23 protein-coding genes and 1 pseudogene are annotated in these 25,477 nt (G+C 44.9%); 12 read left to right on the top strand and 12 right to left on the bottom strand.

Features of this window, described 5'->3' with window-relative positions:
* The first annotated feature begins 11 nt into the window (after positions 1–11).
* From SC79_RS00545 to crcB, 3 genes are read left to right on the top strand one after another with little or no spacing between them, the layout of a single operon-like run.
* Positions 12–743: a glycerophosphodiester phosphodiesterase gene (locus SC79_RS00545; protein ID WP_039073412.1), complete on the top strand. Its 732-nt coding sequence runs from the start codon at positions 12–14 to the stop codon at positions 741–743.
* Entirely contained in the window at positions 730–1,125 is a 396-nt protein-coding gene (locus SC79_RS00540) for a fluoride efflux transporter FluC (protein WP_039073411.1), read from the top strand. Before SC79_RS00545 ends, SC79_RS00540 begins: the two co-directional genes overlap by 14 nt.
* On the top strand, positions 1,122–1,478 hold the full coding sequence (crcB, locus tag SC79_RS00535) for a fluoride efflux transporter CrcB (RefSeq protein WP_039073410.1): 357 nt from the start codon (positions 1,122–1,124) through the stop codon (positions 1,476–1,478). Before SC79_RS00540 ends, crcB begins: the two co-directional genes overlap by 4 nt.
* Positions 1,479–1,491: 13 nt before the next feature.
* On the opposite strand, the gene SC79_RS00530 is transcribed toward crcB, so the two are convergent.
* A complete protein-coding gene (locus SC79_RS00530) occupies positions 1,492–2,880 on the bottom strand; it encodes a hemolysin family protein (protein WP_039073409.1) in 1,389 nt (462 codons plus the stop codon).
* Positions 2,881–3,165: 285 nt separating this feature from the next.
* Positions 3,166–4,347 (bottom strand): pyridoxal phosphate-dependent aminotransferase, encoded by a 1,182-nt coding sequence (locus SC79_RS00525; RefSeq protein ID WP_039073408.1) that lies wholly within the window; start codon positions 4,345–4,347, stop codon positions 3,166–3,168.
* A gap of 157 nt (positions 4,348–4,504) precedes the next feature.
* Between SC79_RS00525 and cueR the strand changes: the two genes are divergently transcribed.
* The 3 genes from cueR (at position 4,505) to SC79_RS00510 (ending at position 7,589) form a co-directional block, all read left to right on the top strand.
* Positions 4,505–4,936: a Cu(I)-responsive transcriptional regulator gene (gene cueR, locus SC79_RS00520; RefSeq protein ID WP_039073536.1), complete on the top strand. Its 432-nt coding sequence runs from the start codon at positions 4,505–4,507 to the stop codon at positions 4,934–4,936.
* Between the two features lie 60 nt (positions 4,937–4,996).
* A complete protein-coding gene (locus tag SC79_RS00515; RefSeq protein ID WP_039073407.1) occupies positions 4,997–6,331 on the top strand; it encodes a hemolysin family protein in 1,335 nt (444 codons plus the stop codon).
* A gap of 358 nt (positions 6,332–6,689) precedes the next feature.
* On the top strand, positions 6,690–7,589 hold the full coding sequence (locus SC79_RS00510; RefSeq protein ID WP_010329206.1) for an NAD-dependent epimerase/dehydratase family protein: 900 nt from the start codon (positions 6,690–6,692) through the stop codon (positions 7,587–7,589).
* A gap of 19 nt (positions 7,590–7,608) precedes the next feature.
* On the opposite strand, the gene SC79_RS00505 is transcribed toward SC79_RS00510, so the two are convergent.
* The 3 genes from SC79_RS00505 to SC79_RS00495 all read right to left on the bottom strand — a co-directional run bounded on the left by SC79_RS00505 (position 7,609) and on the right by SC79_RS00495 (position 10,558).
* A complete protein-coding gene (locus SC79_RS00505) occupies positions 7,609–8,730 on the bottom strand; it encodes an NAD(P)/FAD-dependent oxidoreductase (protein ID WP_039073535.1) in 1,122 nt (373 codons plus the stop codon).
* 99 nt (positions 8,731–8,829) lie between these two features.
* Positions 8,830–9,429: a 1-acylglycerol-3-phosphate O-acyltransferase gene (locus SC79_RS00500; protein ID WP_039073406.1), complete on the bottom strand. Its 600-nt coding sequence runs from the start codon at positions 9,427–9,429 to the stop codon at positions 8,830–8,832.
* A 133-nt stretch (positions 9,430–9,562) separates the two neighbouring features.
* Complete coding sequence (locus SC79_RS00495; RefSeq protein WP_039073405.1) at positions 9,563–10,558, bottom strand: aldo/keto reductase; 996 nt, start codon at positions 10,556–10,558, stop codon at positions 9,563–9,565.
* A gap of 196 nt (positions 10,559–10,754) precedes the next feature.
* On the opposite strand from SC79_RS00495, the gene sigM reads away from it, so the two are divergent.
* Genes sigM through SC79_RS00480 form a run of 3 tightly spaced genes read left to right on the top strand, consistent with a single transcriptional unit; the run spans position 10,755 to position 12,590 of the window.
* The gene (gene sigM / locus SC79_RS00490) at positions 10,755–11,246 is read left to right on the top strand and encodes an RNA polymerase sigma factor SigM (RefSeq protein ID WP_039073404.1); all 492 of its coding nucleotides are present in this window, start codon (positions 10,755–10,757) and stop codon (positions 11,244–11,246) included.
* Complete coding sequence (locus tag SC79_RS00485; RefSeq protein ID WP_082022482.1) at positions 11,236–12,312, top strand: anti-sigma factor; 1,077 nt, start codon at positions 11,236–11,238, stop codon at positions 12,310–12,312. Before sigM ends, SC79_RS00485 begins: the two co-directional genes overlap by 11 nt.
* Complete coding sequence (locus SC79_RS00480) at positions 12,300–12,590, top strand: anti-sigma-M factor (protein WP_010329201.1); 291 nt, start codon at positions 12,300–12,302, stop codon at positions 12,588–12,590. Before SC79_RS00485 ends, SC79_RS00480 begins: the two co-directional genes overlap by 13 nt.
* A gap of 232 nt (positions 12,591–12,822) precedes the next feature.
* Here the strand turns inward: SC79_RS00480 and SC79_RS00475 are convergent, their stop codons facing one another.
* Positions 12,823–13,251, bottom strand: a complete 429-nt coding sequence (locus tag SC79_RS00475) for a GNAT family N-acetyltransferase (protein WP_039073534.1) — start codon at positions 13,249–13,251, stop codon at positions 12,823–12,825.
* Positions 13,252–13,360: 109 nt separating this feature from the next.
* On the opposite strand from SC79_RS00475, the gene pdxR reads away from it, so the two are divergent.
* Positions 13,361–14,764, top strand: coding sequence for a MocR-like pyridoxine biosynthesis transcription factor PdxR (gene pdxR, locus SC79_RS00470; protein ID WP_039073402.1), 1,404 nt, complete (start codon positions 13,361–13,363; stop codon positions 14,762–14,764).
* Between the two features lie 33 nt (positions 14,765–14,797).
* Here the strand turns inward: pdxR and SC79_RS00465 are convergent, their stop codons facing one another.
* The 4 genes and pseudogenes from SC79_RS00465 to citA all read right to left on the bottom strand — a co-directional run bounded on the left by SC79_RS00465 (position 14,798) and on the right by citA (position 19,960).
* Positions 14,798–16,153, bottom strand: a complete 1,356-nt coding sequence (locus tag SC79_RS00465; protein WP_039073401.1) for a sodium-dependent transporter — start codon at positions 16,151–16,153, stop codon at positions 14,798–14,800.
* A gap of 120 nt (positions 16,154–16,273) precedes the next feature.
* Complete coding sequence (bcaP, locus tag SC79_RS00460) at positions 16,274–17,671, bottom strand: branched-chain amino acid transporter BcaP (RefSeq protein WP_039073400.1); 1,398 nt, start codon at positions 17,669–17,671, stop codon at positions 16,274–16,276.
* A 246-nt stretch (positions 17,672–17,917) separates the two neighbouring features.
* Positions 17,918–18,786 (bottom strand): annotated as a pseudogene (locus SC79_RS00455) (SDR family oxidoreductase).
* Positions 18,787–18,859: 73 nt separating this feature from the next.
* A complete protein-coding gene (citA, locus tag SC79_RS00450) occupies positions 18,860–19,960 on the bottom strand; it encodes a citrate synthase CitA (RefSeq protein ID WP_039073399.1) in 1,101 nt (366 codons plus the stop codon).
* Positions 19,961–20,068: 108 nt separating this feature from the next.
* Here citA and citR point away from each other — a divergent pair, with 108 nt between their 5' ends.
* Entirely contained in the window at positions 20,069–20,944 is an 876-nt protein-coding gene (gene citR / locus SC79_RS00445) for a transcriptional regulator CitR (RefSeq protein WP_039073398.1), read from the top strand.
* A gap of 69 nt (positions 20,945–21,013) precedes the next feature.
* Here the strand turns inward: citR and SC79_RS00440 are convergent, their stop codons facing one another.
* Positions 21,014–22,030 carry a C40 family peptidase gene (locus SC79_RS00440; protein WP_039073397.1) on the bottom strand — a complete coding sequence of 339 codons (1,017 nt, stop codon included), beginning with the start codon at positions 22,028–22,030 and terminating at the stop codon, positions 21,014–21,016.
* Between the two features lie 536 nt (positions 22,031–22,566).
* On the opposite strand from SC79_RS00440, the gene phoA reads away from it, so the two are divergent.
* Positions 22,567–23,943 carry an alkaline phosphatase PhoA gene (gene phoA, locus SC79_RS00435; protein ID WP_039073396.1) on the top strand — a complete coding sequence of 459 codons (1,377 nt, stop codon included), beginning with the start codon at positions 22,567–22,569 and terminating at the stop codon, positions 23,941–23,943.
* 30 nt (positions 23,944–23,973) lie between these two features.
* Here the strand turns inward: phoA and spoVR are convergent, their stop codons facing one another.
* Positions 23,974–25,380: a stage V sporulation protein SpoVR gene (gene spoVR, locus SC79_RS00430; protein WP_039073395.1), complete on the bottom strand. Its 1,407-nt coding sequence runs from the start codon at positions 25,378–25,380 to the stop codon at positions 23,974–23,976.
* Between the last annotated feature and the right edge of the window lie 97 nt (positions 25,381–25,477).

Below are 25,477 nucleotides of genomic sequence, written 5' to 3'. Positions count from 1 at the left end.
GCTGACTTAGCGTGTACACCATTGCCCACCGCGGAGCATCAGGTTACGCTCCGGAAAATACGTTTTCCGCTTTTGACCTTGCGGCGGAAATGAATGCAGATATGATCGAACTGGATGTCCAGCTTACAAAAGACAGGCAGATTGTTGTGATACACGATGACAGGGTTGACCGAACAACAAACGGATCGGGCTTTGTTAAGGATTTTACATTGGAGGAATTGAGAAAGCTAGATGCAGGAAGCTGGTACGGCCCCGCTTTTCAGGGAGAGCGCATTCCAACCTTGGAAGAGGTCCTCAAGCGCTATCACAAAAAAATCGGCCTACTAATTGAATTAAAAGGCCATCCATCTCAAATCGGAATTGAAGAAGAAGCGGGACAGCTGTTACGGCAATATTCTTTTTCTGTCGATAATATTGTTCAATCCTTTCAGTTCCGCTCCGTCCAGAGGTTCCGTGAGCTTTATCCATCATTTCCGACAGCTGTTATTACAAGGCCCAACTTTGGCATGCTGCCCAGAAATCAGCTGAAGGCCTGCCAATCTATCGCAAACTATGTCAATATTAAATACACACGACTCAATCGTCTGATGATCGCTTCTGCCCATAAACATGGCTTAAAAGTATTTGCATGGACTGTTAAAAACCAAAAAACAGCAGCGAAATTACAAGCCATGGGCGTGGACGGTATCGTAACAGACTACCCGGATTTCATCAAAAAGGATGGCAAACATGAAAATGTATAGCGCGGTTTTTATCGGAGGCGCGCTTGGCGCCCTTCTCCGGTACGGAATAAACATGTGGATACAGACCGATCAGTTCCCGGCAGCAACCTGGCTCGAAAACGCGGCAGGCAGCCTTCTATTAGGCATTCTGACCGGTTTTTTTATGATCAGGGCAAAACGGCCTCTTCTGTCGGCTATTATAGGCACTGGCTTTTGCGGCGGCTTTACAACAATGTCCACATTTTCTAAAGAAACGGTGATGCTTTTGCAAGCACAATCCTACCTGGCTATTTTGTATGCGGCGGTATCATTGACAGCAGGAATCGTTCTTGCGCTGATCGGCGTTCTGGCGGGACGGCGCATAGCAAGCACTCAGCAAAGAAAGGAGATGCGGAAAAATTGACACTGGCGGGTATTTTGATAGCGGGCGGCCTTGGCGCAATGCTGCGCTTTTGGCTTGGCAATGTCGTCACCGCCAAAACCAAAGGTCTTAGCCTGCCCATTGGCATACTAACAATTAATATTCTGGGAGCTCTTGGGCTGGGAATGTTTACAGGGCTTCACATCGCCAATGATTCGGCCTCCCTCATCATTGGCACGGGATTTTTCGGCGCCTTTACAACCTTTTCCACTTTCAGCGTTGAAAGTGTCCAGCTCCTGCTGGCCAAACGCGTTATGGAAAGCATCCTGTACATCACCCTAACGCTTTGCGGGTCAATGTTGGCGTTTTGGTGCGGCTGGACAATTGCAACGTAAAAAAACCTTGAGCTTATTTCTCGCTCAAGGTCGCATTGTTCAGCATCACAGGCTCGGGCAGCGGCAGCGTGTGGTGCGCCGTAACCCCGGTTGTGCTGCCGGCTTCTTCTTTTATCTCGATTTGTTTGATTAATCGGCCGTCCATCTTCAGCACTCTTATTGTATAGGAACCGATGCGGATGGATTCACCGGCCTCAATATCGATGTTTTCTTTCAATATCAGCCCGCCGATCGTATCGACGTCATCTTCTTGAATCGATGCGCCGAGAAGGCTGTTCACCTCATCAATCCGAACCTTACCGTCCATGACATAATGGCACTCGCCAAGGTTTTGGATCAGCGGCTGTTCATCCTCATCAAATTCATCTCGGATTTCGCCGACAATTTCTTCAAGGATATCCTCTGTGGTCACAAGCCCCGAGGTTCCTCCGTATTCATCCGACAATATGGCCATATGAATGCGTTCACGCTGCATTTTAATCAGCAAGTCATGGACCGGGATGGTTTCAATCACTTCGATTACAGGCCGTACATACGGATGGATCGTCATCTTCATTCGTTCCTCTTCTGTCATAAACAGCAAATCAGAAAACAAATGCTTCGTATTGACCAAACCGATGACACTGTCTTTGTCCCCATCTGTAACAGGCCAGCGCGTGTATTTTTCCTTCAGCATGACTTCAAGCATCTCTGCCATCGTCATTTCTGTTGACACAGCGGCTATTTCCTTCCGCGGTATCATAATTTCTTTGGCGATCCGATTATCAAATTCAAAAATCTTATTTACATATTTATATTCAGACGGATTAATCTCTCCGTTTTTCAAACTCTCAGACAACAGCATTCTGAGTTCTTCCTCAGAATGGGAGCCATCATGCTCTGACGCAGGCTTTAAACCGAACATGCCGCATAAAAGCCGCGCAGACCCATTGAGGATCCAAATAAACGGAAACAGGAGCAAATAAAATAAACGCAATGGACCCGCTATCAGCAAGGTCAGCTGTTCTGCCTTTTGAATCGCGACCGTTTTCGGGGCCAGTTCGCCCACAACAACGTGCAGGAACGTGATCATGCCGTACGCGACCGCAAAAGAGGCCCCATGAGAAACCGATTCCGGCAGGCCAAGCGGTTCAAACAATGGATGCAGCAGCCTTTCGAATGCCGGCTCCCCCAGCACGCCGAGCCCGATTGATGTCAAGGTAATGCCCAGCTGGGATGCGGATAAATACTCATCCAAATCTGTAATGACACGCTTTGCGAGTATCGCCCGTTTGTTTCCTTCCGTGATAAGCTGATCAATTCTGGATCTCCTTACTCTAACAATCGCAAACTCGCTTGCAACGAAAAACGCGGTTAAAGCAATGAGCACACCAATTAAAATCAGACTGTCAATATCGTCCATTTAACCTTATCCTCTCATAAAAGGATAAGGAGTCACCTCCTGATATAATCATTTTTCCTTAACATTGAGGTACGCGGTGTATTGTTGCCTAAGCAGAGGGCCCCATCATACCACCTCCAAGTCAAAGTTTGATTATAAATTGTATATTATATTGTAACACAACTCATTCCAAAAATGATTTTTAATTTTTAGACTTTTACTGCAGGGCAGGCTTTCATCGCAGGCACAGCCTGTCATCATGTTGTGAATATGAAAACAGAAAACAGCATTCAAAGCCGTTTTCGTTTAAGCAAAATCTTTATATAAGGAAACGAAAATGTCCCGTGAGTTTTTGATCTGCTCGATCGGCACACTGAAGGATAAACGGAAGTGCCCTTTCATTCCAAACCCGCTGCTGGGCACGATTAGTAATTTGTATTTTTGAGCGGCATGCACACAAAAAGCAACTTCGTCTTCTATTGGTGATTTCGGAAAAACGAAGAAACCGCCCTTCGGCATTTCGAATTCAAAACCGGCTTCCTTCAAAATGCCAACCATTAAATCCCTGCGCGCTTTATAAGCGCTAGCATCTACCCTTACATCATCCATTCTTGCCACAGCCCGCTGCATCATGACTGGCGCATTCACAAACCCAAGCGTGCGATTACAATACACAAAAGCGTTGATCAAAAGGCCAGAATCAGGCATCTTGCTGTCCAAACCGATATACCCGAGCCGCTCCCCCGCTATGCCGAGATCCTTACTGAATGAGCTCGCCAAAATCACACGGTGGTACGATTGAAACGGATTTGCAAGCTCTGCATCATAGATTAATTGGCTATATGGTTCATCAAACAGCACATAAATCGTTTGGCCGTTCTTCCCTTCTATTTCGTTTAATAAAGCGCCTAAATCATCTATATTTTTCTGGCTGAGTACAGTTCCTGTCGGGTTATGAGGTGTATTGAGGATCAGCCCTTTCGTCTTTGGGGTGATGGATTGCCTGACCGCTTCAATATCAATCTCAAACCTGGGCGTTAATGGGCAGCTGACAGCCTTTCCCCCATAGTTCTCAATATACAATTTATACTCGGCGAAATAAGGCGCGAGAATAATGACCTCTTCCCCCGGATTTACAATGCTTTTTAACGCGACATTTAAGGCGCCGCCCGCGCCCACCGTCATGACGACGCGTTCCGCCGCGAACTCCGCTTCAAAACGGGACCCCAGAAATTGCGCGACTTTCTCTCTCGCTGCCGGAAGCCCTTGGTTTTGTATGTATCCATGATTGCCTTTTTCAACTTCTTCTCGTAACGCTCTCTTAAAAGCTTCAGGCGGTTCCACAATCGGGTTGCCAAGCGAAAAATCAAAGACCTGATCATCCCCGAACTCTTTCTTCAGTCTTGCACCTTCATCAAACAGCTTGCGAATCCATGACCCTTTATGTAAGTTTTCTTCAATTTCCCGGGATAACCCAGCCAATTTCATCTGTCCCTTCCATATGAAAAGTTTTGAAAATTCTTTCTTTACATGTTACTTCAATAAAATGAAGAATTCCACCACTTCCAGTGCTAATCTAGGGAAAAACAATAAACTTGTGCAAAACACCGTTCATATATTAAACTATTCTCATAACTATAACGTGATGGTTGGGAGGGATATCGATGGGGCTGGGACTTATCGCATCAGTGAACTAGCAAAACTTGCGGGAGTAACGAAACGAACAGTTGATTATTATACGAATATCGGTCTGCTTACGCCGGCCAGATCCTGTTCAAATTACCGTTACTACGATGAAAACGCACTCAAACGACTCATATTTATTGTAGATTGCAAGAAGCAGCGATTGGCCCTGTCCGATATTAAAGATCGACTGGAGAACCAGTTTCCCTCTTCAGCTAAACTTGATGATGAAATTGGTAAACTGGCATTGGAAATTGATCATATGAATCAAAATATCTCCGGAATCTTGCATCGGTTTGAACGGCTGAAGCCCGAGGATCGTGACAAGCTGAAGAACAAGCTCCCACCCGAAAAGCTCGCCGTGTTCCAATCATTTATGCTGCTGTTACGTTAAAACCATTTTATCTAACAGGAGGTGTTACCTTCATTCTCAATGCTAGAGTGAAGGTTCTAATTGGACATAGTGAATTTGATTTTAGTTGCTGTTTTAATCGCCCTGACGGCATTTTTCGTGGCATCTGAGTTTGCCATTATCAGAATCAGAGGCTCACGAATCGATCAGCTGATCGCGGAAGGAAATAAAGCAGCAATAGCCGCAAAAAAAGTGACCACGCATCTTGATGAATATTTATCTGCGTGTCAACTCGGAATTACATTGACTTCCATTGGATTAGGGGTTTTAGGCGAGTCCACAATTGAAAGGCTGCTCCACCCCCTTTTCGTACAATTGAATGTGCCAGGTTCCCTTTCACATGTCATATCGTTTATTTTTGCGTATGCCATTATCACGTTCCTGCACGTTGTTGTCGGAGAACTCGCGCCTAAGACAGTCGCCATCCAAAAGGCGGAAGCAGTGTCTATGCTGTTTGCGAAACCGCTGATTTGGTTTTACCGCATTATGTTCCCGTTCATTTGGCTTTTGAACAATTCCGCACGGTTATTGACAAAAGCATTTGGCCTGGAGACTGTTTCAGAAAATGAACTGGCTCACTCTGAAGAAGAGTTGCGAATCATTCTGTCTGAAAGCTATAAAAGCGGTGAAATTAACCAGTCAGAGTTTAAATATGTGAATAAAATCTTTGAATTTGACGACAGGCTCGCGAAAGAAATTATGATTCCGCGGACTGAAATTGTCAGTCTTCCGCATGATATCAAGATTTCTGAAATGATGGACATCATTCAGATTGAAAAATATACCCGCTACCCTGTAGAAGAGGGCGATAAGGATAACATTATCGGGGTCATTAATATTAAGGAAGTGCTGACCGCCTGCATCAGCGGCGAGGTATCTGTTGATTCCACCATTTCTCAATTCGTCAACCCGATCATTCATGTCATTGAATCCGCGCCGATCCAAGATCTGCTTGTCAAAATGCAAAAAGACAGGGTCCACATGGCCATCCTGTCCGATGAATACGGCGGGACTGCCGGACTCGTGACGGTTGAAGACATCATCGAAGAGATCGTCGGCGAAATCCGCGATGAATTTGATATTGATGAAATTAACGAAATCCGTAAAATCGGCGAAGACCATTATATTCTTGACGGAAAAGTGTTAATCGACCAAGTAAACGACCTGCTCGGCATTCATTTAGAGAACGAAGAAGTCGATACGATCGGCGGCTGGTTCCTTACCCAAAAATACGATGTTGAAAAAGATGATTCTATCATCGAAGAAGGCTGCGAATTCATTATTAATGAAATTGACGGCCACCATGTCGCTTATATTGAAGTCAAAAAGCTTGCGGCAGAAGAGCTGGTTGAAGCTGGAGAATCGAAAGAGGCTTAATTTGTAAAGACACCTTTTATGGAGGTGTCTCAGATTGTTGACAAAGTCCTAAAACGGTTTTTGTTTTAGGACTTTGTCATCTTTTCAGCGTGATTGAAAACCCTTGAAGTCTAGGAAAGACGAGCATTGGAGCGGAGCGAATGTTATGATTCGTGAGCACCAACGCGCAGGACTGACAACGAATGCGAGGGTTTGTCGACACGCTGAGACACCTTTTATGGAGGTGTCTTTTTTATTATGTTTTGTTTTCACCTTCCCATTCTTCATCAACAAAAACTGCTGCTAATAAAACGGTAATCCTCGGGAAGTCTAATCAAGGGGCTCGATCTTATTTACAACAAGAAAAAGGAGTGAAAACATGAAAGTAGTGGTAACTGGAGCAGCAGGGAAAATAGGGCGGTGGGCCGTCAGAACATTATTGGAGGCCGGCCACGATGTGACAGCATCAGATAGAGTATTAGCAGAGGAATCAGCATCAAAAACATTTATCCAGGCCGATTTGCGGGATTACGGCCAAGTATGCCAGCTTATTATGGGCTGTGACGCTGTAGTCCATCTCGGGAATATTCCGACCGATGTCAGAAATCCCTCCCAGGCGATATTTGAAAATAATATGCTTGTCAACTTCAATATTCTGGAGGCTTGCAAAGATTTTAAAGTGCGTAAGCTTGTATGGGCTTCGAGCGAGACGGTGCTGGGATATCCGTTTGTGCCGAAAGAGCTCAGTTACCTTCCTGTAGACGAAGAGCATCCAACCATTGTCAAGTCGTCTTATGCAATGGCAAAGCGCCTGACCGAAATCCTTTCAGATATGTTTTCAAAGCTGATGAATACACAAATTGTCACCCTCCGCTTTGCAAATATATATGAACCTGATGAGTATGAAAAAATTCCTGGCATGCATTGGAACGAAAAGCAAAAGGATATTCAAAAGAAAAATGCATGGGCGTATTGCGATGTGAGAGATGCGGCGCACGCTTGCTTGCTTGCAATCGAAAAAAACAATATCGGCAATGAGGTCTTCCACATTACGGCGCCGGATACCATCATGAAAGAACCGAGTGAAGACTTGGTAAAACGGTTTTTCCCAGAAGTCTCTTTAAAGCGCGATGTAAAAGGATATGAAACACTAATGGCAATCGATAAAGCGAAAAAGATCCTTGGATATGAACCCCGTTATACATGGCGGTCTGTATTAAATAATGACGGCTCACTTAAAGCGCTGCCAGAGGATCAGCTTTCATTATCCAAAATCTAAAACAAAAAGCAGCAGATAGTCAATAAACTTCTGCTGCTTTTTGTATATCATAATCTTCTACATCAATGTCTACATCCATTCTGAGAGCCAGCTTCGCCAACTGCTGCCCCATATAAGGCCCCATTGTCAAACCAGACGATCCAAGGCCATTTGCGGCTATGATCCCGTCCCAGCCGGGAAGAGGTCCGATCACAGGCACGTCCCCCGGTGTAAAAGGGCGCAAACCGACTCTTGCCTCTTGAAAGGTGCTGTTTGCTAAACCAGGGGCCATTTCCAATCCTTTGTTCAACAATTCCTGCAGCCCGCCGGCCGTGATCCGTACATCATGCCCTTCTATATCTTCCCGAGTCGCTCCGATGGCCATTCTCTTGTCAGCATAAGCTAACAGATATTCCTTAGAAGGCGGCATGATAGCAGGCCAGCTGTCCATATGGTTTGCGTCCGGAATCTGAACGTATATGATTTGCGCTTTTTGCACACTCACTTTAAAGCGAATGCCTAAAGGCGCCAGTAATTGGTCTGCCCATACGCCGGCACAAACAATCACCTCGTCAGCAGCATAACTTTCATCGCCAACGGTTACGCCTGTCACTCGTTTCGAATGATATTGAAGCTTGGCATCACCTGTTAAAACAACGGCTCCCATTCTTTGAGCAGCACGCAATAATGCATCTCTCAGCATCTCGCCATCCACTCGGGCGGCTCCGCTTATATGAATGGAATGGTACCGTTTAGCCAGCAAGGGAAACATGCCGGCGGTCTTGATTTCAGAAAGAAAAGAAATGTCTCCGATTTCCGGGGCGTATTGTTTCCGCTCTTGCACCCGTTTTTCAATCTTTTCAATCTTTTCTTTCTCGTGATGAATACTAAGAGCACCAACAGGGGCATAACCCGTTTCTATCTCGCCTTCTTTTCTAAGCCCCTCTATGAAACCGGGGTAAAAGTGCGCTCCTGCTTTTGCCATCTTGTACCACGCCGGATTTTGCCTCGGTGACAGCCATGGACAAATAATGCCTTTCGCTGCATGGGTGGCCCGTCCCTTATCTTTTCGGTCTATCACAAGCACCTCGGCCCCCATTTTGGCTAATTGATATGCTGTTGACGCTCCTAGAATTCCAGCGCCTACTACGATCATTTTCATCTTTTTCCGTACCTTTCCCAATAATCAATTCCTTATGTAGTATAGCTAAGCCAAGGAACTTATAAACAATGGGGAAGTCGCGAGTTTAGCACTGATGAATTATAGCTGTTCCAGCTTGTTTTCAAGCTCTTTAATACTGTTATTTAAAGCCTCTGTCATGGCTGCAAGTCTTTCCTTTGACGGCAAGTGGGCAAAATCAGCCTGCTGAAGAGGCTCACCGATAATGAGCTTCATTTTGCCTTTTTTGAATAATCCCTTTCCGCTTGAAGGCCCTTTATATGCAGCGGGAACAAGCGGCGCTTTCCCCATTTGCGCAATTGTCACCGCGCCTCTTTTTAAAGGCACGTCCTCAGAAGTTCGTGTTCCGCTCGGGAAAATACCGACGATCTCCCCTTCTTTCAGCAGCTTAATCGGTGTTTTAATGCTGCTTGGCCCTGGATTTTCACGATCTACCGGAAAAGCATGAATTTTCTTCAAAAACGAACCGATCCATTTATGTTGAAAAAGCTCTTTTTTCGCCATGTAGTGTATTTGATAAGGAAGAATCCCGACTCCGAGTGTGATCACATCAACCCAGCCGGAGTGTGTACACGCGATGACAAAACCTGAATCGGCCGGAAGGTTTTCTTTGTTATACACCTTCACTCCTCCGCGAAGAGAAAGAATAACTTTTAAAGCATTTGCACAAAACTTATACATATCGCACTTCCTTTGTCGTATTCATGATTCTATCTGCTATCTATTATAACAACATTTTTTATTACCTGGTACTAATTTTTAAGATTTCCTCCTTGTAAACGCCAAAAAGCTGAGGATTCACCCTCAGCTTTTGTTATATTTCCTCCCTGGCCGGCGGTGCCATAAACTCCGGCCCGACCGGGTCTGATATCGTATGTTCCAATATGGCATTGATGTCTTTATGATCTTCACTTGTCAGCGTCCAGTCTGTCATCTCTGATACCGCTTCAAGCTGCTCAGGCTTTCTTGCCCCCCAAAGAGTGATATCCGCTCCCGGCTGATCTAAGATCCATCTAACCGCTAAGTGAATCACTGATTTTCCATAACGTGCCTTGGCCAGCTCATCCAATTGATGAACAGCAGAAAGATATTCTTTAAAACGGGGATGCTGGAATTTCGGATCATGATTTCGGAGATCGTCGCCCTCAAACGTGTAATCTTCGGTTATTTTACCTGTGAGCAGCCCTCTGCATAAACTGCCGTATAATAACGTTGTGATTTGTTTATCTTTCACATATGGCAGAACATTTTCTTCAATTTCTCTTTCAAACAGATTATATGGAGGCTGAATGGCATGCAGCGGCGCAATGGCGCGAAATGTATCCATTTGTTCAATTGAAAAGTTACTGACACCAATCGCCCGGATTTTGCCGGCGTCATATAATTCCTTCATGACTTCAGCCGTTTCTTCAATTGGCACAAGCGGGTCTGGCCAATGCACCTGATAAAGATCAATATAATCTGTTTGAAGCCGCTTCAAAGAAGCTTCGACTTCCTCTATGATTCTCGCTCTGTTCGCATGGCGGAAGAGCTGGTTGTTTTTCCAGTCGAGAGCCGTTTTCGTTGCGACAATCACCTGATCTCTTTTGCCGTGCTCCTTGATCGCCTTCCCTACAGTTTCCTCGGACTGCCCGAAACCATAGGCCGGAGCGGTGTCAATCAGTGTGATCCCCTGATCAAGAGCGGCGCGGATGGTTTTGATTGATTGTTTTTCGTCAGTGCCTCCCCACATGGTTCCGCCAATCGCCCATGTGCCTAGGCCGATTCTGGAGGCTTTTATGCCGGTGTCTGCTATACTGGTATATTCCATTGTGCCACTCCTTCACTTTTTCACTCTCTTTTCCCCGCTGGCAAACATGTTAAACATTTCTCGGCACTATCATTTGCGCCCATTTTTAGGTACTATATAGGAATGGTGTTTGATGAGGTATAAAAAAGCCGTTTGCATGTAATGTGCAACTTTAAACCTTTCTTATGCGTGTATAACATAGAGGGGAGAAAAGGCAGTGACGATCGATGAAATTTACCAAATGTACATGAATGATGTTTACAGGTTCCTGCTCTCCATGACAAAAGACAAGCATCTTGCCGAGGACTTGCTGCAGGAAACCTTTATGCGGGCATACATACACATTCACTCCTATGATCACAGCAAAGTAAAGCCCTGGCTTTTTCAAGTGGCGCGAAACGCCTTCATTGATTACGTCAGAAAGCATAAGAAGGAAGTAACCATTTCTGATGACCTAATCGGAAGCCTCTTTCAAAATGCTGTTCAGAGCCCTGCCCATCAGGTAGAGATAAAGGAAGTGCTGACTGGTTACATGTCCGAGCTCCCCGAGAATTATCGGGAGGCCTTAACGCTATATTATTTAAAAGAGTTAAATTACAAAGAAGCATCCCATATTATGAATATTTCAGAGGCGAATTTTAAAAGTGTTTTATTTCGTGCCAGACAGCGGCTGAAAGCACTTTATAATAGAGGTGTTAATGATGAATGAAGAATTTAAAAAGCGTTTTGATCAATATAAAAATGGGGAAATGAACGACCAGGAAATGACCGCATTTGAGGAAGAATTAGAAAAGCTCGAAGTATATCAGGAACTGATTAACAGCGAGCTAGAGGACGATAACGATTGGGATGTCAGCATCAGTCCAGAAAAACAAAAAGCGATTTTAGCCTATGGCAAACGCAAGTCTTATTTACGAATTTCTGTGCTTGCCGTTATTTCGACCTTGATGATTTTGCCGCTTTGCACGCTGGGAAGCTACCTCTATTACGGAATGGGAGGAAAACAAAGCACCGGCAATGAGTTTATGGAAACCGCCGCAGTCACTGTAGCCCTGACCAGTCCGAATGTTTTAGTCGATACATCCGGACTGAAAAGCCAAGTGAAGCTGTTTGGCATGAATACCGAATTCCCGCTGCAAAAGCAAATCGGCACGAACACGGTCGCAGTGGGGAATGAACGGGTTGAAATGTTTTATAATAAAGTGAAAGCGCCGGCCGTTAATTACTACGACCTAGAAGTGCATTCAACCGGCCATTACTTTACACACCCATCAAATGCGTCTGAACAATCAACCGCAAAAGCAGACCAAACGTTAAAGATATTACCCGAAGGAACGGTATCAGAGGTCTACCTTTCCTATGACCGTGCATACCCGACAAAAGAAGTGTATAACAAATTCAAAGGCTATGATGTGAGCTTTTTATGGAACGCAATCGAAACTGAGAAAAACACAAATGAGACCGTATACGCAGAGCCGCTTGGCTATCCTGGGAAGGATTCAAAGTTTTTGGCTGCCCTTAATACAAAAGGCAGTTCCAATGGCGATCAGTTTATCAGCGCCTTGAAATTCATGTCCAAGCACGAAAAATGGGCGCAGGTTATATCAAAACGAAAAGACCTGAATGTGGATAACCGATTGGATTATGTCGAGAAAAACGGTGTTCATGTATACGGTTCGGTCGTGACAGGGCCAACGAAGGAAATCCAACGCATGCTGAAAAACAAGTCTGTAAAATCAGCGAATGTCGGCGAGGTGGAATTATGGAACTGGTAAGAATTTTTAAAGAACACAATGTATTCGGCTGGATCTCTGTCGGGACAGCGATTCTGTCCCTGCTCTTGCTGAATTTGGCGATTATCAGCAACGTCACATTTTATTCCTATCAAATGCTTCCGTTCGCTATGGCCGCCGTTCCGTTTGGCGTGATCGAACTCTTCATCAAGAGGGGGCGCACAGGCCCCGGCCTGCTTGGCGTCATCCTCAATCTCTTTGTGATCATTTGTGTGTATACCATTGTATCTGTAGATACCAATTTACAGTTTGGTTTTTAAAGAAAGACGCCTGAAGGGGCGTCTTTCAGATTGTTGACAAAGTCATAAAACGGTTTTCGTTTTATGACTTTGTCATCTTTTCAGCGTGATTGAAAACCCTTGAAGTCTAGGAAGGATGAGCATTGGAGCACAGCGAATGTAGCAATTCGTGAGCACCAACGCACAGGACTGACAACGAATGCGAGGGTTTGTCGACACGCTGAAAGACGCCTGAAGGGGCGTCTTTTTTGGATTACACCGTCTTTCGAAACAGGTAGCTTTCTATCGTAAAACCCATTTTGCCTGTATAAAACCGGTGTGCGTCTTTACGCTGAAGGCCAGATGAAAGGCTGACAAAGCCAAGTCCGGCTTTTCTCGCCCAGTCTGCGGCATAATCTAAAAGCAATTTGCCGTATCCCTTTGACCGACAAGGCGCGGTAGTTACTAGATCTGCAATCCATAAATACTCCCCTTTATGAATGGAAACCCTCGGCACCGCCCCGCACAGCGCCCTGATTGCTGTCCCTTCGTATAAGGCAAACAGCATATACGATTCTTTTTGCACACAGGCTTCAAGCCTTTGTAAATACGTCTCTTTATCAAGATCTGTTCTCAATTCACTCATGACTGAATACGCCTCGGCCCATTCTTCTTTTGTGGTTAATTGTTTCATATGAATCATCTTCTCAATCCCCTTTCCTTTCGTTACAATGATCATAGCGAATAAATGGCACTTCCCAAATAGCCAATATCAGAAAAAATGACCATGCCAGATATAAAGGAGACTCGAGATGGATATCACGCCGTTTCTTGATAAAAAAAGCAAAACACCGCTGTATGAGCAGCTTTATACCTTTTTCAAACAAGAAATTTCACATGCGCGGATAACGAAGGGAACAAAGCTTCCGTCAAAACGCATGCTCTCCGGCTTGCTCGGTGTCAGTACAGCAACAATCGAACGTGCTTATGAGCAATTAACTGCTGAGGGCTATGTCAAAAGCAAACCGAAAATCGGCTGGTTCGCGGCGGGCGTAGAAGCAGACTTTCCGGCGGCTCCTGACCATGTTCAGCAGTCTATGCAACATGTCTTACATGTAAAGAACGCCCCTGCCATTGACTTTCATCAAGGCAATGTTGATCCGGCCCACTTCCCCTTTAACGCATGGAGAAAAAGCATAGTAAAAAGTCTGGACCGCTATGCCGGCCACACCTCCGGAGACCCTCAAGGAGAGCCCGAACTCAGGCGCATGATTGCCCGTTTCGTCAGGCTGTCACGGGGCGTTAATTGCGATCCCGGCCAGATCATGATTGGCGCGGGAACAACTGTGCTTCTGCAGATGCTGTGCCTTACGCTAAAGCCCGGAACAAAAATCGGTTTTGAGGAACCGGGCTTTCACCGGTCAAGAAGAATGTTTGAAGCAAATCGCATGAATGTCATTCCGATTTATTCTGATGAAGAAGGCGTCCTGCCAGTTGAGCTTAAAGCGAAACATCCCTATCTCGTGTATACAACCCCCTCGCATCAGTTTCCGCTCGGGGGCATTATGACAATAACCCGAAGACAGGAACTGCTCTCTTGGGCAAAGGAAGCAAATTCGTTCATTATTGAGGATGATTACGATGGAGAATTTCGCTACAGCGGCCAGCCTATTCCGTCTTTGCAGGGTCTTGATCCGAATGGCAGAGTCATCTATCTCGGCACTTTTTCAAAGTCACTGCTTCCTTCCTTGCGGCTCAGCTACATGATTTTGCCCCCTCTACTCATGGAATCGGTCAGAAAACACGCTCACTTAATGAAGCAAACAGTCTCTTCCCACTCTCAAATGGCACTGGCAGACTTCATCGAGAGCGGAGAGTGGCAAAAGCATATAAACAGAATGAGAGGCCTCTACCGAAAAAAACACGCTGTCCTGTTAGAGGCCATACGGTCTGAACTAGGGAACAGCGTTGAGGTTCTCGGAAAAAACTCCGGGCTTCATATCCTGCTGCGGCTTTTGTTTCCGGCAAATGAAGAAGAAGCGATTAACGCTGCTGCCGATCACGGCGTGTCCGTCTATCCCGTATCGCCCTCTTATATAGGGCGTCCTCCATATGTTTCTGTTTTAATCGGTTATGGCGGGTTGCCAGAAGAGGACATCAGACTTGGTATCCAAAAGCTGAAAACGGCGTGGACACCGCTGATCTCAGCTTGGTAAACAAAACAGGCCCCGGGAACGGAGCCTGTTTTGTTAAAATGATAAAATACCCATTAAATTTAAGAATACAATAATAATCGCCAACGGCACGAGAAAACGAAGCAAATAAAACCATGTATAAAAAAATGCTTTACCTGCATTTGATCCGTTTCTCATTTCTGCCAAGAGCTCGCGCTTCGAAATTTTGAGCGGAATAAAAAGCGAAATGAACAGAGCGCCTAATGGCATCAAAACATTGCTGACAGTAAAATCGGCAATATCAAAAAACGTTTTACCGAATAGGCTTACATCGCTCAATACCCCATAAGATAAGCAGCATGGGATTCCGACCAAGAAGATCAATAGCCCGCTCGTCCACGACAGTTTTTTTCTCTTCTTCTCGTCCCCTTTTCCGATTGTGGCGACAATAATTTCAACCATCGAAAACGCTGAGGTCAAGGCTGCAAATAAAAACGCAACGAGAAAGCCGATAAAAAACAACGTGCCGAACGGAAGCTGTTCAAAAACGGCTGGAAGCACTGTAAACAGCAATGTCGGCCCTTCATTTGGCTGAAAACCGAATGAGAAAACCGCCGGAAAAATGGCCAGGCCCGCCAAGAGTGTCACAATGATATTCATCACGACAATGGAGGCTGCCGAACGCGGGATGTTTTGTGTTTTCGGCAAGTAGGAGCTGTAAGTCACCATCACCGAAACCCCCAGTGTTAACGTAAAGAAGGCCTGTCCCAGCGCGAATAATATCGATTCCGGAGTCAAATTGGCGAAATGCGGCACAAGCAAAAATTTCATGCCCTCCATCGCACCATTAAGCGAGAGAGACCGAAGAACGAGCAGAATAAATAATAAAAACAAAATCGGCATTATCACCGCGCTGACCCGCTCAATCCCTTTTTGAACCCCTCTGGCGACAACCGTAACAGTCAGCACCATAAAGACAAACTGAGCCGCGAGCGTCTGTACCGGATTTTGGATAATTGAAGAAAACAGGGTTCCAAACTGCGCTTGAGATAGCCCGGTAAGTGAACCAGATGCTGTTTTCACGATATACAGCAAAATCCACCCTCCGATTACACTGTAAAACGACAGCACTAAGAAACAGGCTGCTACGCCGATCCACCCCGTGAGAAACCAAGCTGTTCGTGGCGCTTCTTTTTTATATGCATCAATGGCATTCGTCTGGTTCCGTCTTCCAAATATAAACTCTCCCACTAAAAGCGGATAGCCTAAGAGGATGGTAAATAACACAAAGATAAGAAAAAAGGCGCCTCCTCCATTGGTCCCTGCTACATAAGGGAACTTCCAAATCGCGCCCAAGCCGATGGCCGAGCCGGCGGCAGCCATGACGAAACCGATTTTCGAAGCCCATTGGACTGGTTTTTGCTCAGACAATAAACGTCACTTCCTTTCCAGCCTATATTATCTCTTATTTTTGTTTTCATTTCTATAGATTCATTTGCCAATAACAGAAAAGAGAGCGCGTCCTGTTTGACCGCTCTCTTGATTACTTTCTTATTGGTTTAATTTTGAATGCTTTCTTGAATACCAGAAATAGATTGCCAAGCCGATTAACAGCCACACAAGAAAACGGACAATCGTCACCCATCCAAGATTTAAGATTAAGAACAAGCAGAACACAATCGCCAGGCCTGGAATCACCGGAACCCCCGGACATGTAAAGGCTCTCGGAAGATCAGGCTGTTTCTTTCTTAATACGATCACCGCCACAGAAATGAGCACAAATGCTGACAGCGTCCCGATGTTTACCAGTTTTGCAAGTTCATCCAGCGGAACAAGTGAGCCGAGGAGCGCCGACAGCGTTCCGAAAAACCAAGTGGCGACATAAGGTGTTTTGTGCTTTGGGTGCACCTTAGAGAGCGAGCCCGGCACCAGTCCGTCACGCGACATGGCAAACATGACACGAGTCTGTCCGTAAAGCATGACAAGCATGACCGTTGTCATGCCCAAAACGGCGCCAATATCAATGATGCCTGCCACCCAGTTTTGCCCAGCGCTTTGAAGAACCAGAGAAACCGGATGATCCACGCCCGCAAACTGGGCAAACGGGATAACCCCTGTCATGATCGCTGATACGGTGACATATAAAATTGTGCAAACCAACAAAGAGAAAATAATGCCTTTAGGCAGATCCTTCGCAGGATTTTTTGTCTCTTCCGCAGCAGAGGAGACAGCGTCAAATCCGATAAAAGCAAAAAATACAAGCGCCGCCGCACTGAATACGCCGCCAAAGCCCATTGGCATAAACGGCTGCCAGTTATGCGGCTTCACGTAAACGGCTGCCACCGCGATAAACAGCAGAACAACCAGCACTTTCAAGATGACCATGATGTTGTTGACTCTTTTTGATTCTTTGATGCCTAAATAAAGCAAAAACGTTATCGCCATCACAATCACGAATGCAGGCAGATTAAAAATGGTGAATGTGCCCTCCACCGCCCCCGGCGCCGCTGTTAAAGCAACCGGCAGATGAATGCCGATCCCTGACAAAAATGATTGGAAATAACCGGACCAGCCGACTGACACCGCGCTAACCGCCAGCATGTACTCTAAAATTAAATCCCATCCGATAATAAAGGCCATAAGCTCTCCCAATGTCGCATACGTGAATGTATAAACCGAACCTGAAACAGGCACACTTGAAGCAAATTCTGCGTAAGACAGGGCAGCGAATAAACAGGCAAGCGCCGCCACAACAAATGAAATGGTCAGCCCGGGACCTGCCGTGACTGCTCCTGTTCCCGTCAGCACAAAAATCCCTGTGCCAATAATGGCGCCGATCCCAAGCAATGTTAAATCGAATGCCCCTAATTCTCTTTTTAAAGATTTTTCACCGCCCGTCGCAGCGATTAAATCTTGAATGCTTTTCTTTCGAAATACGCTCCCTTTCATTCCCCTTCACCCCTAGACTGATGATCTATTTATATATTTTTATTTGAATTTTCTGAATTAATGAGTGACAATGGCTTATTTTCTTTTTTTTCACCCTATTTGTACCAGTGAGCGAATCATTCCTTTCTCCTACACAATATTATATATAAAATCACAAAACGAAAACAGAATTATCAGAAAAATATATAATATTTATCATGAAATATCTCCTCACATAAAAAAACCAGCTATTATGCTGGTCGTTAATCATGATGAAATAAAACGCCCGCCATTCACATGAATGGTCTGCCCTGTCATGTAGGAAGATTCGTCAGACGCCAGCAGGACATAGGCGCCCGCATGCTCAACCGGCTGACCCGGTCTTCCCATTGGGGTATCCAAGCCGTGCTGTTTCACTTTTTCCTCAGGGAATGTCGCCGGAATAAGAGGTGTCCAAATCGGGCCGGGCGCCACCGCATTCACTCTGATGCCTTTATCCACAAGCGACATCGCCATGGACCGCGTAAAGGAGACAATCGCACCCTTTGTGCTGGAATAGTCAATTAACGCCGTATCCCCTTCATAAGCGGTAATTGATGTTGTATTAATGACGGCACTCCCCTCTTTCAGGTGAGGCAAAGCTTTCTTCGTCATATGAAACATAGAAAAGATGTTTGTGCGAAATGTCTTTTCCAGCTGTTCTGTTGAAATATGGAGAATGCTGTCCTGCGGATGCTGTTCAGCGGCGTTGTTCACCAAGATATCAAGTTTGCCAAAATGGTCTACGGTTTGCTGCACAGCTTGTTCACAATGTTTCTCATCCCCGACATCTCCCGGGATCAGCAAGCAGCGGACATTTTCCTTTTCGATCCGTTTACGCGTTTCCTCTGCGTCCGAATGCTCATCTAAGTAAAGAATCGACACATCTGCCCCTTCTTTAGCAAACGCAATAGCTGCTGTCTCCCTATTCCGCTGTCGCCTCCAGTGATGATGGCGACTTTCCCTTTCAGTTTTCCGCTACCTCGATAGTTTTCGTCTTCTGACAAAGGCAACGGATTCATTTCTGACTCTATGCCCGGCTGTCTGTCCTGATGCTGCGGTTCTTGTCCTTCTGTTTGTCTATCCATTGGGTTCATATTCATCACTCCTAGACATGTGTTTGATACTGAACGTTACCACGTCATAGAAGCAAATAAACGGCAAAAGATGTTATGAAAGAACTTCTTCAGGAATGGCGCCTGTATATTTCGCCGATGGGCGGAAAATCATGTTGTTTTCTGCCTGTTCCAGCACATGGGCGCACCACCCTACCATTCGGCTTGCTGAAAAGGTTGGTGTAAACAATTCATCATCAAAATCGATCGCCTTCATCACAGCCGCCGCATAAAACTCAACATTTGTGTACAGCTTGCGTCCCGGTTTGTAGATATCAAGCAAACGAATTGCTTCTGCTTCCACATGCAGCGCAAGATCAAGATCGCGGTCATGGCCGGCCACCTCTTCTGCTTTTTGTCTCAAAGCTTCTGCCCGCGGGTCCTTCGTCTTGTACACCCTGTGGCCGAATCCCATCAGGCGCTCTCCATTTTCGAGTTTTTCCTTCAGATATGCTTCAGCATGTTCTTTTTCTCCAATGTCTTCAAGCATTTTTGTCACCGCAGAAGGGGCGCCTCCGTGGAGCGGGCCTTTCATCGTGCCAAGAGCGGCAGTAACGGCTGACACTAAATCACTCTCTGTAGATAATGTGACACGTGCCGAAAAAGTGGATGCGTTCATGCCGTGCTCCATGGCCAGAATCATATATGTTTCAAGCGCTTTCTTTTTTGCCTTTGAAGGCTGTTCACCTGTGAGCATATAATAGTAGTTTTCGACATGTCCGTACTCGGAAGATGGTGCAATGGCTTGTTCACCGCGCGCCCATCGTTTTCTATACGCAATAATGGAAGGCGTGATGGCAATCAGCTGGATAGCTTCTTCTATTCTAGGATAGAACGTGTACGTATTTTCCCCCAGTGCTGAAACAACCGTCCGCAGCACCGACATGTCGTCCATGTTGTTTGGCAGTGATTGAATCAAACGCTCGATGTGTTCCGGCAGATGCCGCACAGCAGCCAGCTGATCTTCAAATGTCTGTAATTCTTCCGATACAGGAAGCTTTCCAAATAAGATCAAATAAGCGGCTTCTTCAAAGCTGTGATTGAGTGCGATGTCTCTGGCATGATGGCCTCTGTAAATCAGGCGGCCTTTTTCACCGTCAATATGGCTGATCGCTGTTTCCACACATGTAATTCCCTTTAATCCGTAATGTACCATTTGTATTCCCCCTATCCTTTTCTGTTATTATAGTAAATATAATATTTAAAAAATATTGAATATTTTAAAGGGAATTAATTAAAAATATTAATCAGAGGGAGAATAGAAATGGATTTCAAATGGCTTCACACCTTTGTAACCGCTGCGAAATATGAAAACTTCCGGAAAACGGCGGAAACGCTTTTTTTATCTCAGCCCACTGTAACCGTACATATCAAGCAATTAGAAAAAGAAATCAGCTGCAAACTGTTCGAACGAAAGGGCAGGCAGATCCAGCTGACTGATGAAGGCAGGGCTTATTTGCCGTATGCGCTCAGGCTGCTTGATGATTACGAAAACAGCATGGCAGAGCTTCACAGAGTGAGACAAGGCTACTCTCAAACCTTGCGGCTCGCGGTTTCTCCCCTTATCGCAGATACTGTGCTTCCATCTGTCATGAAGCGATACACAGCAATAAATACAGAAACAGAAATCGCAGTTACGATTTTTGAGTCGGCGGAAATCGCGTCGCTGATTAAAGCCGGGGAAGCAGATATTGGACTGAGCTGTTTGAAGGTACAGTCCTCCTCTTTAACCTGCCACTGCTTATATCAAGATCCTGTCGTCCTTGTCGCTCCGCCTGATCAGCGTTTTATGGCAGACAAAGAAATTGATGCCAAAGAGCTGCTTGAGCAATACCTGCTTTTGACCCACAATCATCCTGATTACTGGGACGACTTGCTCCGTCAAGTCAGAGTGACATTTCCATTTGTGAGAACAATGAAAGTCACTCAAACACATATAACGAAACGGTTTATCAAGGAAGGACTCGGAGTTTCATTTCTGCCCTTATCTACAGTAAATCGTGAATTAGCAGAAAAACAGATGATCAAAATCCCTTATCAATCTGTTTCTCTGCCCTATGCCGGCGCTTATGCAATCGCCCTCTATGAAAATAAGAAAGAAAAAAAATTCTTGGATTTTTTATCACATTTTCATTTTTAGAAGCAACCAAAGCGAATGTGCTCCGTCTAATGAAAAAAACCCGTTCCTATGAACGGGTTTCCTTTAACATTAGAATCTTTTCGCTCCAAGGTAGCGAGGCTTCCAGTAGCTGTTGTCCAGACTGCTGATTTGAACACCATTAGATCCTGCATGAACGAATTTGTTGTTACCAACATAAACCCCCATGTGAGAAGGGCCTGATTTATATGTTGTGAAGAAGACAAAATCACCGACAGACGGGCTGGAAATGCTCTTCATAGAACTCCAGTATCCCGCAGTGCTTGTTCTGCTCACACTTGTTTGTTTATTCAGCACGTACCAGATAAATCCGCTGCAGTCAAAGCCGGAAGTCGTTGTTCCGCCCCACTTGTATGGCGTTCCGATTAACGCCTTTGCATCAGAAACCAGCTTGCTCACATTAAGTGATGTAGTAGATGATGCTTTGCTGCTTGAAGATGATGAGCCGGAAGAAACAGTTTTTGAGCTTGTGCTTGTTCCTTTCACTTTCAACACTTGGTTGACATAGATCATATCTGATTTTAAGCCGTTCAAGCTTTTTATATGACTAACTGTCGTGCCGTATTGCTTTGCGATTTTAGACAGACTGTCCCCGCGTTTCACTTTATAAGTGGAAGTGGACTTGGAAGACGTTGATACCTTCGATGGACTAGAGCTGCTTGAGCTTGTTGAACCTTTCAGTTTCAGGACTTGTCCGATACGAAGCAAGTCTGACTTTAATCCATTCATTTGTTTCAGTTCACTGACTGTCATGCCATATGTTTTCGAAATTTTCCAAAGGCTGTCCCCGCTCTTTACTTTGTATGTAGAAGATGAAGAACTGGAAGAACTGCTGCTTTTTGAACTTGACGTTTTACCGTTAATCGATAAAGTCTGCCCCACATAAATCGTGTCTGAACGTAGGCTGTTCTCTGATTTAATCTTACTGATGGTTGTATCGTATTTTCTCGAAATTCCCCATAACGTGTCGCCTTTTTTCACCTGGATGCTTTGTGCAGATGCCGCTCCTGCAAATAATGTCGATCCTAGAACCACTGCTGTCGTAGCTGTAACGATTTGCTTTTTCATATTTTCCTCCCCAAATAATTATATCTATATATGTATCTCTTTTTTAAATTAATCTTATTGCTTTCTATTATAAGGATAGACTCCCAACAGAAATAGTCTTGACTTCATATGACAAATTACTTAATTATTCGTTTTTAAAAAAAGTTTTTAAGGGTATAAAATATTTCATTTTTATTTCAAAGGTGACAAAAAACGCGAACTTTTGTCATGTTCATTAGGCTATTGTTCACGATGGAGGAAATTAGTGGGAATATATGAGGAGTAACTCACATGCGGAAGAGTGAGACATAAAGAAGATTCGAGGAAAGCTGCGGTTATTCGCAGTTTTTTTATTTAAATAAACTTATCACGCAAGAACAAAGAGGTAAAGATTTTTCAGAAAAACGAATGGTTTAAATGAAAAAAGGCAAGATAACGAAACAGCAGTTTTCATTTCCTTACAATGCTTTACTTCATGTTTACACGATGAATAACCATATTAAACAAAATTCCCCTAACGTGACAAATAGAATACATAAAAGGGAGGCATGTAAAAAATGAGTTTGTTTCAGAGTATGAAATCTAAAGTGCTGCCAATCGCAGCTGTTTCTGTGCTTACAGCCGGAATATTCGCCGGGGCAGAACTGCAGCAGACCGAAAAAGCAAGTGCTAAAAAACAAGACAAAGATGAGATCAGAAATGTCATTGTGATGATCGGTGACGGCATGGGAACACCTTACTTAAACGCCTACAGATCCATGAAAAATAACGGGGAAACACCAAATAACCCGAAGCTGACCGAATTTGACCGTAACCTGACAGGCATGATGATGACGCATCCGGATGATCCGGACCATAACATTACAGATTCAGCAGCCGCTGGAACAGCATTAGCGACAGGCGTAAAGACTTATAACAATGCCATTGGCGTCGATAAAAACGGAAAAAAAGTGAAATCTGTGCTTGAAGAAGCCAAACAGCAAGGAAAGTCGACCGGGCTCGTCGCAACGTCTGAAATGAATCACGCTACACCAGCCGCATACGGCGCCCACAATGAATCACGGAAAAACATGGACCAAATCGCCAACAGCTATATGGATGACAAAATAAAAGGCAAACAAAAAATAGACGTATTGCTTGGCGGCGGAAAATCCTATTTTAATCGCAAGGACAGAAATTTGACGAAGGAATTTAAACAAGCCGGCTATAGCTATGTGACAACAAAACAAGCCCTGAAGAAAAATAAAGATCAGCAGGTGCTCGGGCTTTTCGCAGACGGAGGGCTTGCCAAAGCGCTAGATCGTGACAGCAAAACACCGTCTCTCAAAGACATGACGGTTTCAGCAATCGACCGCCTGAACCAAAATATAAAGGGATTTTTCTTGATGGTCGAAGGCAGCCAAATCGACTGGGCGGCCCATGATAATGATACAGTAGGAGCCATGAGCGAGGTTAAAGACTTTGAAAAAGCCTATAAAGCTGCGATTGATTTTGCGAAAAAAGATAAACATACACTCGTTATCGCAACCGCTGACCATACAACCGGCGGATTTGCGATTGGCGCAAACGGCGAAAAGATTTGGCACGCAGAGCCGATTCTCGCCGCGAAAAAAACACCTGAATTTATGGCAAAAAAAATTAGTGAAGGCAAGCCGGTCAAAGATGTGCTCGCCCGCTATACAAATCTAGAATTCACACCAGAAGAAATCAAAAACGTTGAAGCCGCTGCGCAGGCTGACAAAAGCAAAGGCGCCTACAAAGCCATCATCAAGATGTTTAACACACGATCTAACAGCGGCTGGACGAGTACCGATCATACCGGTGAAAAAGTGCCAGTTTACGCGTACGGCCCCGGAAAAGAAAAATTCCGAGGACTGATGAACAACACCGATCAGGCAAACATTATATTTAAGATTTTGAAAACAGGAAAATAAAGAGGATGCAGAACGCTGCATCCTCTTTTTTTATAAATACCTGCGGTGAACACCTTTTCCGTCGTACGAAAACATGACTTCCTTATCCTCAAGCACAGACTCGATGTGCACACTTCTGCCCCATAGCTGGAATAAGTAAGGGAGCACCTTCTCTACATATTTCAAATCCAGCTCTATGCCCTCATACCAATGCTTAATATAGAGCTCGTTATTTTTCATATAGTCGCCGTCGTTTACTGTCAAATACGGAAACCCGCCGTTTACCCGCATGCTCACGAGCTGGTCGCGCACCGACCTCCACGCTTTATCGACGATTTTATAATCTCTGCCCTGTTTTTGAAACAAATAAAGATCCTCGCGCATGACTAACTCTTTTGTTAAATAATTGCGGATGAAAGAAATATCGGATTCAATTTCCCTGACCTCAAACATTTTCTCCCGGCCCGAGTCAGACTGAACGCCCATTTTCTTCATTTCATCCGTCGGGTTATTGTACCGCTCCTCGATGTCTTCAAAAATTTTCAGCCCTAAATAATAAGGATTGATGCCTGTTTTGGATGGCTGAACAACCCCGGCATTGAGCTTGGCGAACTCGATCGCTTCATCAGAGGTTAAATCAAGCTCCCGTATAATTCGCTGGTGCCAATAGGAAGCCCAGCCTTCATTCATAATCTTTGTCTCCAGCTGAGGCCAGAAATAAAGCATTTCCTCTCTCATCATCGTTAAAATATCACGCTGCCACGGCTCCAGCTCCCGGGAATGCTCCTCGATAAAAAGCAGAATATCCTTTTCCGGCCGCGGCGGGAAAGGTTTTTTCGATTTTTTCATCTGTTTTTTCTGTTTCTTTTCATCCAAAGACCATAAATCATCGTACGGTGTTGCTGCCTCTTCCATTTCATCTTCCTCATCATCCACACTCCATAGGAGCTTCGGACGGACCAATGAAGGGTCGATATGCTCCTGAATCGATAGGATCGCGTCTAAAAAAGCCTCTACTTCCTTTATCCCGTGAACCTGTTCATAATGCTTAATCCGCTCGGCCGTTGCCGCCATGCTTTCCACCATATCGCGCTTCGTGTTTTGGAAACGGCAGTTGTTTTTGAAGAAATCACAGTGGGCGAGAACGTGAGCGACAATCAATTTATTTTGGATCAGTGAGTTGCTGTCCAGCAAAAAAGCGTAGCACGGATCTGAGTTAATGACCAGCTCATAAATCTTGCTTAATCCAAGATCATAATGCAGCTTCATTTTATGAAACTGCTTGCCGAAGCTCCAGTGGCTGAATCTTGTCGGCATCCCGTACGCGCCGAATGTATAAATAATTTCAGCCGGGCAGATTTCATATCTCATCGGGTAGAAATCAAGGCCGAATCCTTTTGCGATTTCGGTAATTTCCTCAATTGCCCGCTGTAATTCCTTCTTCTCCTCCGCGTTCAACCGAATCCCCCCTACTTGGACTTATCTATAATGTATGAGCCCGCCTGGCAAAAGATGATAGCCGCACTTGGGCAAGACAAAATTCACCCAGCACATT

Origin of the sequence: Bacillus sp. MSP13, from assembly GCF_000815295.1 — a bacterium.
In the GTDB taxonomy this organism is placed as follows: Bacteria; Bacillota; Bacilli; order Bacillales; family Bacillaceae; genus Bacillus; species Bacillus vallismortis.
Note: the sequence above shows the minus strand (reverse complement) of the source record. Positions and strands in the feature narration are given on the sequence as shown.

What these genes read in the sequence shown, in the direction of transcription:
- SC79_RS00540 (WP_039073411.1), top strand. Translation starts at nt 730, where the DNA reads ATGAAAATGTATAGCGCGGTTTTTATCGGAGGCGCGCTTGGCGCCCTT.
- SC79_RS00530 (WP_039073409.1), bottom strand. Translation starts at nt 2,880, where the DNA reads ATGGACGATATTGACAGTCTGATTTTAATTGGTGTGCTCATTGCTTTA.
- SC79_RS00525 (WP_039073408.1), bottom strand. Translation starts at nt 4,347, where the DNA reads ATGAAATTGGCTGGGTTATCCCGGGAAATTGAAGAAAACTTACATAAA.
- cueR (WP_039073536.1), top strand. Translation starts at nt 4,505, where the DNA reads ATGGTTGGGAGGGATATCGATGGGGCTGGGACTTATCGCATCAGTGAA.
- SC79_RS00510 (WP_010329206.1), top strand. Translation starts at nt 6,690, where the DNA reads ATGAAAGTAGTGGTAACTGGAGCAGCAGGGAAAATAGGGCGGTGGGCC.
- SC79_RS00505 (WP_039073535.1), bottom strand. Translation starts at nt 8,730, where the DNA reads ATGAAAATGATCGTAGTAGGCGCTGGAATTCTAGGAGCGTCAACAGCA.
- SC79_RS00500 (WP_039073406.1), bottom strand. Translation starts at nt 9,429, where the DNA reads ATGTATAAGTTTTGTGCAAATGCTTTAAAAGTTATTCTTTCTCTTCGC.
- SC79_RS00495 (WP_039073405.1), bottom strand. Translation starts at nt 10,558, where the DNA reads ATGGAATATACCAGTATAGCAGACACCGGCATAAAAGCCTCCAGAATC.
- SC79_RS00485 (WP_082022482.1), top strand. Translation starts at nt 11,236, where the DNA reads ATGATGAATGAAGAATTTAAAAAGCGTTTTGATCAATATAAAAATGGG.
- SC79_RS00480 (WP_010329201.1), top strand. Translation starts at nt 12,300, where the DNA reads ATGGAACTGGTAAGAATTTTTAAAGAACACAATGTATTCGGCTGGATC.
- SC79_RS00475 (WP_039073534.1), bottom strand. Translation starts at nt 13,251, where the DNA reads ATGATTCATATGAAACAATTAACCACAAAAGAAGAATGGGCCGAGGCG.
- pdxR (WP_039073402.1), top strand. Translation starts at nt 13,361, where the DNA reads ATGGATATCACGCCGTTTCTTGATAAAAAAAGCAAAACACCGCTGTAT.
- bcaP (WP_039073400.1), bottom strand. Translation starts at nt 17,671, where the DNA reads ATGAAAGGGAGCGTATTTCGAAAGAAAAGCATTCAAGATTTAATCGCT.
- citA (WP_039073399.1), bottom strand. Translation starts at nt 19,960, where the DNA reads ATGGTACATTACGGATTAAAGGGAATTACATGTGTGGAAACAGCGATC.
- citR (WP_039073398.1), top strand. Translation starts at nt 20,069, where the DNA reads ATGGATTTCAAATGGCTTCACACCTTTGTAACCGCTGCGAAATATGAA.
- SC79_RS00440 (WP_039073397.1), bottom strand. Translation starts at nt 22,030, where the DNA reads ATGAAAAAGCAAATCGTTACAGCTACGACAGCAGTGGTTCTAGGATCG.
- phoA (WP_039073396.1), top strand. Translation starts at nt 22,567, where the DNA reads ATGAGTTTGTTTCAGAGTATGAAATCTAAAGTGCTGCCAATCGCAGCT.